8 protein-coding genes are annotated in these 9,175 nt (G+C 51.3%); 5 read left to right on the forward strand and 3 right to left on the reverse strand.

All coding sequences use genetic code 11. The annotated features are described in order from the left end of the window. On the forward strand, positions 1-619 hold a 619-nt coding region (locus A7090_RS23385), incomplete at its 5' end, for a CfaE/CblD family pilus tip adhesin (protein ID WP_274541186.1). 350 nt (positions 620-969) lie between these two features. Further along, positions 970-1,197: a hypothetical protein gene (locus A7090_RS26065; RefSeq protein ID WP_157941497.1), complete on the forward strand. Its 228-nt coding sequence runs from the start codon at positions 970-972 to the stop codon at positions 1,195-1,197. A gap of 804 nt (positions 1,198-2,001) precedes the next feature. On the opposite strand, the gene exuT is transcribed toward A7090_RS26065, so the two are convergent. Then, entirely contained in the window at positions 2,002-3,300 is a 1,299-nt protein-coding gene (exuT, locus tag A7090_RS23390) for a hexuronate transporter ExuT (RefSeq protein WP_105275715.1), read from the reverse strand. A gap of 483 nt (positions 3,301-3,783) precedes the next feature. Here exuT and uxaC point away from each other — a divergent pair, with 483 nt between their 5' ends. From uxaC to A7090_RS23405, 3 genes are all read left to right on the forward strand, one after another. Next, the gene (uxaC, locus tag A7090_RS23395) at positions 3,784-5,196 is read left to right on the forward strand and encodes a glucuronate isomerase (protein ID WP_105275711.1); all 1,413 of its coding nucleotides are present in this window, start codon (positions 3,784-3,786) and stop codon (positions 5,194-5,196) included. Positions 5,197-5,210: 14 nt separating this feature from the next. Continuing rightward, positions 5,211-6,698 carry an altronate dehydratase gene (gene uxaA, locus A7090_RS23400; protein ID WP_105275712.1) on the forward strand — a complete coding sequence of 496 codons (1,488 nt, stop codon included), beginning with the start codon at positions 5,211-5,213 and terminating at the stop codon, positions 6,696-6,698. A gap of 235 nt (positions 6,699-6,933) precedes the next feature. After that, on the forward strand, positions 6,934-7,485 hold the full coding sequence (locus tag A7090_RS23405; RefSeq protein WP_105275713.1) for a YgjV family protein: 552 nt from the start codon (positions 6,934-6,936) through the stop codon (positions 7,483-7,485). Positions 7,486-7,488: 3 nt separating this feature from the next. Here the strand turns inward: A7090_RS23405 and sstT are convergent, their stop codons facing one another. Then, positions 7,489-8,733 carry a serine/threonine transporter SstT gene (gene sstT / locus A7090_RS23410; protein ID WP_105275714.1) on the reverse strand — a complete coding sequence of 415 codons (1,245 nt, stop codon included), beginning with the start codon at positions 8,731-8,733 and terminating at the stop codon, positions 7,489-7,491. A gap of 266 nt (positions 8,734-8,999) precedes the next feature. Then, positions 9,000-9,175 (reverse strand): transposase (locus A7090_RS23415; protein WP_198599560.1); only part of this gene is annotated, 176 nt, incomplete at its 5' end.

The following is a 9,175-nucleotide window of genomic DNA, read 5'->3' on the forward strand; positions in this document are numbered from 1 at the left end:
CGGCTTAGGTTCGGCTCCGCGAAACAAGAATCCTCGCCCTTTAGGGCGGGGAGTACGTCAAATCGCCAATATTACGCTGAATACGCTCGACCCAAACCATATTGACGTGTTCTTCCCTGAATTTGCTCACGCCACACCACGGGTACAGTTGGATTTGCACCCAACGGGCAGCGTCAACGGCAGCAACTATGCACAAGATCTGACGATGCTAGATATGTGTCTGTACGATGGCTTTAATGGTAATGCCATCAGTTATGAAATCCAGCTCAAAGATGAAGGTCGTCTGGCTGCAGGACGCAAAGATGGCTACTTTTCTATTTATCGCCAGGGTGGAACAACAACTGATGACGCAGAACGTATTGATTATCGGGTAAAAATGTATAACCCGGAAACGGGGGGGCAAATAGACGTACGTAATAATGAAAATATGGTCTGGAACAGTATTAACCTGAAACATGTTCGCCCGGTGGTACTACCAGGCATTCGTTATGCTGTTATGTGTGTCCCCACACCATTAACCCTGGCGGTCGATAAATTCAGTGTGATGGATAAACAGGCCGGATACTATATGGGGAAATTGTCAGTGATATTTACCCCGTCCTTACCTACCATCAATTAATCCACCTCAGGTCGGACCGACGCTTCAGCGTCGCCTCCGGTGATAATGAAGCCGCCTGAAAAGGCGGCTGAAGATGGTGACAAATGCAAAATTGCCTGATGCGCTACGCTTATCAGGCCTACGTAATCTCTACAATCTGTTGAAATTGTATGGTTTTGTAGGCCGGATAAGGCGTTCACGCCGCATCCGGCATGAACAACGCGCACGTTGTCAATAATATGAGCCGCCAGAAAATGGTGACAAATGCAAAATTGCCTGATGCGCTACGCTTATCAGGCCTACGTAATCTCTACAATCTGTTGAAATTGATGTTTTTGTAGGCCGGATAAGGCGTTCACGCCGCATCCGGCATGAACAACGCGCACGTTGTCAATAATATGAGCCGCCAGAAAATGGTGACAAATGCAAAATTGCCTGATGCGCTACGCTTATCAGGCCTACGTAATCTCTACAATCTGTTGAAATTGCCTGTTTTTGTAGGCCGGATAAGGCGTTCACGCCGCATCCGGCATGAACAACGCGCACGTTGTCAACAATATGAGCCGCCTGAAAATGATGGCAAACGCAAAATTGCCTGATGCGCTACGCTTATCAGGCCTACGTAATCTCTACAATCTGTTGAAATTGATGTTTTTGTAGGCCGGATAAGGCGTTCACGCCGCATCCGGCATGAACAACGCGCACGTTGTCAATAATATGAGCCGCCAGAAAATGATGGCAAATGCAAAATTGCCTGATGCGCTACGCTTATCAGGCCTACGTAATCTCTACAATCTATTGATATTGATGTTTTTGTAGGCCGGATAAGGCGTTCACGCCGCATCCGGCATGAACAACGCGCACGTTGTCAATAATATGAGCCGCCTGAAAATGATGGCAAACGCAAAATTGCCTGATGCGCTACGCTTATCAGGCCTACGTAATCTCTACAATCTATTGATATTGATGTTTTTGTAGGCCGGATAAGGCGTTCACGCCGCATCCGGCATGAACAACGCGCACGTTGTCAATAATATGAGCCGCCAGAAAATGATGACAAATGCAAAATTGCCTGATGCGCTACGCTTATCAGGCCTACGTAATCTCTACAATCTGTTGAAATTGTATGGTTTTGTAGGCCGGATAAGGCGTTCACGCCGCATCCGGCATGAACAACGCGCACGTTGTCAATAATATGAGCTGCCTGAAAATGGTGGCAAACGCAAAATTGCCTGATGCGCTACGCTTATCAGGCCTACGTAATCTCTGCAATCTGTTGAAATTGCCTGTTTTTGTAGGCCGGATAAGGCGTTCACGCCGCATCCGGCATGAACAACGCGCACGTTGTCAACAATATGAGCCGCCTGAAAAGGCGGCTTCGTCATTACAACTTACGCTAAGCGTTAATGTTGCGCTGCGGGATCCTTATGTGTTTCCTGCGCTACCTCAATTGCTGGTTTATTCTGCAACACGGTCCAGATAACCAGCGCACCCAGCAGGTCAAATACCGCCAGTACCGCGAACAGCGGGCTGAAGCCGATGGTGTCAGCCAGGGCACCTACAACCAGCGCAAACAGCGTACTTGCCAGCCATGCGGACATCCCGGTTAAACCGTTCGCCGTTGCCACTTCGTTACGACCGAACACGTCAGAAGAGAGGGTAATCAGCGCGCCAGACAGTGCCTGGTGAGCAAAACCACCGATACACAGCAGCATAATCGCAACATACGGGTTGGTGAACAGACCAATCATACCCGGGCCAATCATCAGCACTGCACCCAGCGTTACAACCATCTTACGGGAAACGATCAGGTTCACACCAAACCAACGCTGGAACAGCGGCGGTAGGTAACCACCGAGGATACAACCGAGGTCCGCAAACAGCATCGGCATCCAGGCGAACATCGCGATCTCTTTCAGGTTAAAGCCGTAAACTTTAAACATGAACAGCGGGATCCACGCGTTAAAAGTACCCCAGGCCGGTTCTGCCAGGAAACGCGGCAGCGCGATACCCCAGAACTGACGGTTACGCAGGATCTGACCAACGGACATTTTCTTCGCCGCGCCAACCTGGTGCTGGGCTTCCTGACCATTAATAATGTAGTCACGTTCTTCATCGGTCAGATGTTTCTGGTCGCGTGGATGTTTATAGAAAATCAGCCATGCCATCGCCCAGATAAAGCTCAGCGCACCGGAGAGAATGAATGCCATCTGCCAGCTGTGCATCACAATTGCCCATACCACCAGCGGCGGCGCAATCATCGCACCAATGGAAGATCCCACGTTAAAGTAACCGACTGCGATAGAACGCTCTTTTGCCGGGAACCATTCGGAACTGGCTTTCAGACCCGCCGGGATCATCGCCGCTTCCGCAGCACCTACCGCACCACGAGCAACTGCCAGGCCTCCCCAGCTACCTGCCAGCGCGGTTGCGCCACAGAACACAGCCCACAGTACAGCAAACATTGCGTAACCGATTTTCGTACCCAGCACATCCAGTACGTAACCCGCTACCGGTTGCATGACCGTATAAGCAGCAGAATAGGCTGCGATGATATAGGAATACTGTTGGGTGGAGATGTTTAACTCTTCCATCAGAGTTGGCGCAGCTGCCGCCACAGTGTTACGCGTCAGGTAACCAAGCACGGTGCCGAGCGTCACCAGTGCGATCATATACCAACGTAACCCTTTAATTTTACGCATGTAAAACCTCATCGTTTTGTTATATCCGCAGGAAGCGCGGCCATCATCCCGCCAGAGGCTGAAGATGTTAGTTACGACCGGGTAACCGAAAAAAAACCGGCACGCCCCGAACGTTGCCATGAACGTTTCGTGCTAATTCGGCTTCCGTACCGACTAACCCGATTCATCTAGTAAGTGAATGAATCGGCAATTTACATTCCGTCGACTTATGATTTACGACGGCAGAAAGATAACTTGTCATACAACTTTAAAAGGTGAGAGCCATCACAAATGTGCGAATATCTGTAGGGACATTACCTGATGACAGCGAGGCCAGTACTGGCGCGGCCTGCAGCGAGATTTACCACATTGAGAGTAATTTTTTTAACTACGTTTATTGATCTAACTCACGAAAATATCTTCTGACTCTGGAAATTGGTGTGATAACTTTGTCAGCATCGCACCCATAAGCAACCTGACTCACTCGTTGAGAGGAAGACGAAAATGACTCCGTTTATGACTGAAGATTTCCTGTTAGATACCGAATTTGCCCGCCGTCTGTATCACGACTACGCAAAAGACCAGCCGATTTTCGATTACCATTGCCATTTGCCGCCGCAGCAAATTGCGGAAGACTATCGTTTTAAAAACCTGTATGACATCTGGCTGAAAGGCGATCACTACAAATGGCGCGCTATGCGTACCAACGGTGTGGCTGAGCGTCTGTGCACCGGTGATGCGTCCGATCGTGAAAAATTTGACGCCTGGGCGGCAACCGTTCCACATACTATCGGCAACCCGTTATACCACTGGACGCACCTCGAACTGCGCCGTCCGTTTGGTATCACCGGCAAATTGCTTTCCCCGTCAACCGCTGACGAAATCTGGAACGAATGTAACGAACTGCTGGCGCAGGATAACTTCTCCGCGCGTGGCATCATGCAGCAGATGAACGTGAAAATGGTCGGCACCACCGATGACCCGATCGATTCTCTGGAGCATCACGCTGAGATCGCCAAAGACGGCTCTTTCACCATTAAAGTGCTGCCGAGCTGGCGTCCGGATAAAGCCTTCAACATCGAACAGGCGACCTTTAACGACTACATGACGAAGCTGGGCGAAGTTTCCGATACCGACATTCGCCGCTTTGCAGACCTGCAAACTGCCCTGACCAAACGTCTGGATCACTTCGCGGCTCACGGCTGTAAAGTGTCTGACCACGCGCTGGACGTGGTGATGTTTGCCGAAGCGAACGAAGCGGAACTGGACGGCATTCTGGCGCGCCGTCTGGCAGGCGAAACCCTGAGCGAGCACGAAGTGGCACAGTTCAAAACGGCGGTGCTGGTGTTCCTTGGTGCCGAATATGCACGTCGCGGCTGGGTACAGCAGTATCACATTGGCGCGCTGCGTAATAACAACCTGCGTCAGTTCAAACTGCTGGGGCCGGATGTTGGCTTTGACTCCATCAACGACCGTCCGATGGCAGAAGAGTTGTCTAAGCTGCTGAGCAAACAGAACGAAGAAAATCTGTTGCCGAAAACCATTCTCTACTGCCTGAACCCGCGCGATAACGAAGTGCTGGGCACCATGATCGGTAACTTCCAGGGTGAAGGTATGCCGGGCAAAATGCAGTTCGGTTCCGGCTGGTGGTTTAACGACCAGAAAGACGGTATGGAACGTCAGATGACCCAACTGGCGCAGCTCGGTCTGTTGAGCCGCTTTGTTGGTATGCTGACTGACAGCCGTAGCTTCCTGTCATACACCCGCCACGAATACTTCCGTCGCATTCTGTGCCAGATGATCGGTCGCTGGGTGGAAGCGGGCGAAGCACCTGCGGACATCAATCTGCTGGGCGAGATGGTGAAAAATATTTGCTTTAACAATGCGCGTGACTACTTCGCCATTGAACTGAACTAAGGTCTGGGGTTGATATGCAATACATCAAGATCCATGCGCTGGATAACGTCGCGGTCGCTTTAGCAGATTTGGCTGAAGGCACAGAAGTCAGTGTCGATAACCAGACTGTGACGCTGCGCCAGGATATCGCTCGTGGACATAAATTTGCGTTAACGGAGATCGCAAAAGGGGCCAACGTCATTAAATATGGCCTGCCGATTGGTTATGCATTGGCAGATATTGCGGCGGGGGAACACGTTCACGCCCACAATACGCGCACGAATCTGAGCGATCTGGATCAGTATCGCTATCAACCTGATTTTCAGGATCTGCCTGCGCAAGCGGCAGATCGTGAAGTGCAGATCTATCGTCGCGCTAACGGCGATGTCGGGGTGCGTAACGAGCTGTGGATCCTGCCAACCGTGGGCTGTGTTAACGGCATCGCACGACAGATCCAGAACCGTTTTCTGAAAGAGACCAATAACGCCGAAGGTACTGACGGCGTGTTCCTCTTCAGCCACACCTACGGCTGTTCGCAGTTAGGTGACGATCACATTAATACCCGCACCATGCTGCAAAACATGGTGCGCCACCCGAACGCGGGCGCAGTGTTGGTGATTGGCCTGGGCTGTGAAAACAACCAGGTTGCCGCATTCCGTGAAACGCTGGGCGATATCGATCCTGAACGTGTTCATTTCATGATCTGCCAACAGCAGGATGATGAGATCGAGGCCGGGATAGAGCATTTGCATCAGTTGTATAACGTGATGCGCAACGACAAACGCGAGCCAGGCAAACTCAGCGAACTGAAGTTTGGTCTGGAGTGCGGTGGTTCTGACGGTCTTTCCGGTATTACCGCTAACCCGATGTTGGGGCGTTTCTCTGACTACGTGATTGCTAACGGTGGTACTACCGTACTGACCGAAGTGCCGGAGATGTTTGGCGCAGAGCAGTTGCTGATGGACCATTGCCGTGATGAAGCAACGTTTGAAAAACTGGTCACCATGGTCAATGACTTCAAGCAGTATTTTATTGCGCATGACCAGCCGATCTACGAAAACCCATCACCGGGGAACAAGGCAGGCGGGATCACCACGCTGGAAGATAAATCTCTTGGTTGTACCCAGAAAGCGGGTTCCAGTGTAGTGGTTGACGTGCTGCGTTACGGCGAGCGTCTGAAAACGCCGGGGCTGAACTTGTTAAGCGCACCGGGTAACGATGCCGTAGCGACCAGCGCTCTGGCGGGGGCGGGCTGCCATATGGTGCTGTTCAGTACCGGTCGTGGCACGCCGTATGGTGGATTTGTGCCGACGGTGAAAATCGCCACCAACAGTGAACTGGCGGCGAAGAAAAAACACTGGATCGACTTTGACGCGGGTCAGCTGATCCACGGTAAAGCGATGCCACAGTTGCTGGAAGAATTCATCGATACCATCGTTGAGTTTGCCAACGGTAAGCAAACCTGTAACGAGCGTAACGACTTCCGCGAACTGGCGATTTTCAAAAGCGGCGTAACGCTATAAAGTCGAAATGAGTTGTTAATAAAAAACGATGTGTAAGATTGTTGATAAACGCACAATTGCCTGATGCGCTTCGCTTATCAGGTCTACGAGCCATTTGCAATATCACAGTCTTGTAGGCCGGATAAGGCGTTTACGCCGCATCCGGCAAGAAATGAGATGCACTTTGTCAGTAATCTGAAGCGGCGTTTCTAACTCGAAGCGCCGTTTGCTTGTCCAGACCTGCTAAGGATTTATCATGACCGCGTATTGGCTGGCCCAGGGCGTGGGCGTCATCGCCTTTCTGATTGGTATCACAACATTTTTCAACCGTGACGAACGTCGCTTTAAAAAGCAGCTTTCGGTCTATAGCGCCGTTATTGGCGTACATTTTTTTCTTCTGGGCACCTATCCCGCCGGTGCCAGTGCCATCCTTAATGCCATTCGTACGCTGATTACCTTACGCACGCGCAGCTTATGGGTCATGGCGATTTTTATTGTGTTGACTGGTGGAATCGGCCTTGCGAAGTTCCATCATCCTGTTGAACTATTGCCAGTTATTGGCACGATTGTCAGTACCTGGGCGCTGTTCCGCTGTAAAGGGCTGACCATGCGCTGTGTGATGTGGTTTTCAACGTGTTGCTGGGTGATCCACAACTTCTGGGCGGGGTCGATTGGTGGCACGATGATTGAGGGCAGTTTTCTGCTAATGAATGGCCTGAATATCATTCGTTTCTGGCGGATGCAGAAAAGGGGAATTGATCCTTTTAAAGTAGAGAAAACCCCTTCCACCGTAGACGAAAGGGGTTAAATATTAATTACGCAGGGCGCTATTTGCCAGACGACCGTCTTCTGCCTGGCAAGCAGCCGCAGTGAACAGCACGTCAGTTGAAGAGTTCAGCGCAGTTTCGCAGGAGTCCTGCAATACGCCGATGATAAAGCCGACGGCAACCACCTGCATGGCGATATCGTTCGAAATACCGAACATATTACAGGCCAGCGGGATTAGCAGCAGAGACCCCCCCGCCACGCCGGATGCGCCACAGGCACACAGAGAAGCCACCACGCTCAACAGCAGCGCTGTGAGCAGGTCGACCGGAATACCCAACGTATTAACCGCAGCCAGCGTCAACACCGTAATGGTGATTGCTGCGCCAGCCATATTGATGGTGGCCCCCAGCGGGATAGAAACGGAATAGGTATCGCGATCCAGATTCAGCTTTTCACACAGCGCCATATTCACCGGAATGTTCGCTGCGGAGCTACGAGTGAAGAAGGCGTACACGCCGCTTTCGCGCAGGCACAGCAGCACCAGCGGGAACGGGTTACGACGAATTTTCCACCATACCAGCAGTGGGTTAACCACCAGTGCTACCAGCAGCATACAGCCAACCAGCACGACCAGCAGTTGCGCGTAGCCCCACAGCGTGGAGAAACCGGTGGTTGCCAGCGTTGAAGAAACCAGCCCAAAAATACCGATTGGTGCGAAGCGAATCACCAGTTTCACCATAAAGGTGACGGCATTCGACATATCGTTGACTAGGTTTTTGGTGGTTTCGTTACTGTGACGCAGTGCGAAACCGAGGCCAATTGCCCACACCAGGATCCCGATGTAGTTACCTTTCAACAGCGCGTCGATGGGGTTTGAAACCATGCTCATTACCAGCCCTCGCATCACTTCCACAATACCAGACGGCGGTGAAATATCGCCCGCGCTACTGGACAAATGCAGGGTAGAAGGGAAGGCGAAGCTGAAGACGACTGCGGCCAGAGCAGCAGAGAAGGTGCCCAGCAGATAGAGGAACAGAATAGGGCGGATATTGGTTTTCTGCCCGTGCTGGTGGTTAGCGATGGAAGCCATTACCAGCATCAGCACCAGAATCGGTGCTACGGCTTTCAGGGCGCTAACGAACAAAGTGCCTAACAGACCGACAGCTTCTGCCGCCGGTTTTGAGAACCATGCCAGAAGAATCCCCAGAATAAGGCCGACCAGGATTTGTTTTACCAGGCTGCCATGAGCCAGACGCCGGAATAGCCCCGGTGAACGTTGCGTAGTCATTTTTCGATCCTTTCATTGTGTTGTCGCACATCCCTGGGGCGTTCTGTCGACGCATCTTTCAGGATGTAACAAAGTGTTTGCAAGGTCGAGTATAAGGAAAGTTCCAGCTTCGGGAAGCAAAAAATGCTGGATTTTAAAGAGATGTCATATTTTGAAACTTAATGGTTACATTTATTTGACATAAACAGAGGGAAGGACTGGCTACTAAGGCTGATTAGCAAATGCCCCGTAAACCCTCGCCCAATCGGGCGGAGATATAAGGGGAGCTAATCAGGTGTTTTCTGCGATTCCACATACGCTTTCAGTGTTTCGATTGTTGCGCCGCCAGCACTACAGGCGAAATAGGAGCGTGACCAGAGCACCCCGCTATCACTCACCTTGCGTAAATTCGTATTCAGGATGCGCACACGGCGGCTACTGATCGACTTCAAATTATTTACCA

Origin of the sequence: Escherichia sp. MOD1-EC7003 (assembly GCF_002965065.1) — a bacterium.
Classification (GTDB): domain Bacteria; phylum Pseudomonadota; class Gammaproteobacteria; order Enterobacterales; family Enterobacteriaceae; genus Escherichia.

Coding starts and splice junctions, on each gene's coding strand:
- A7090_RS26065 (WP_157941497.1), top strand. CDS start 970: ATGAACAACGCGCACGTTGTCAATAATATGAGCCGCCAGAAAATGGTG.
- uxaC (WP_105275711.1), top strand. CDS start 3,784: ATGACTCCGTTTATGACTGAAGATTTCCTGTTAGATACCGAATTTGCC.
- sstT (WP_105275714.1), bottom strand. CDS start 8,733: ATGACTACGCAACGTTCACCGGGGCTATTCCGGCGTCTGGCTCATGGC.
- exuT (WP_105275715.1), bottom strand. CDS start 3,300: ATGCGTAAAATTAAAGGGTTACGTTGGTATATGATCGCACTGGTGACG.
- uxaA (WP_105275712.1), top strand. CDS start 5,211: ATGCAATACATCAAGATCCATGCGCTGGATAACGTCGCGGTCGCTTTA.
- A7090_RS23405 (WP_105275713.1), top strand. CDS start 6,934: ATGACCGCGTATTGGCTGGCCCAGGGCGTGGGCGTCATCGCCTTTCTG.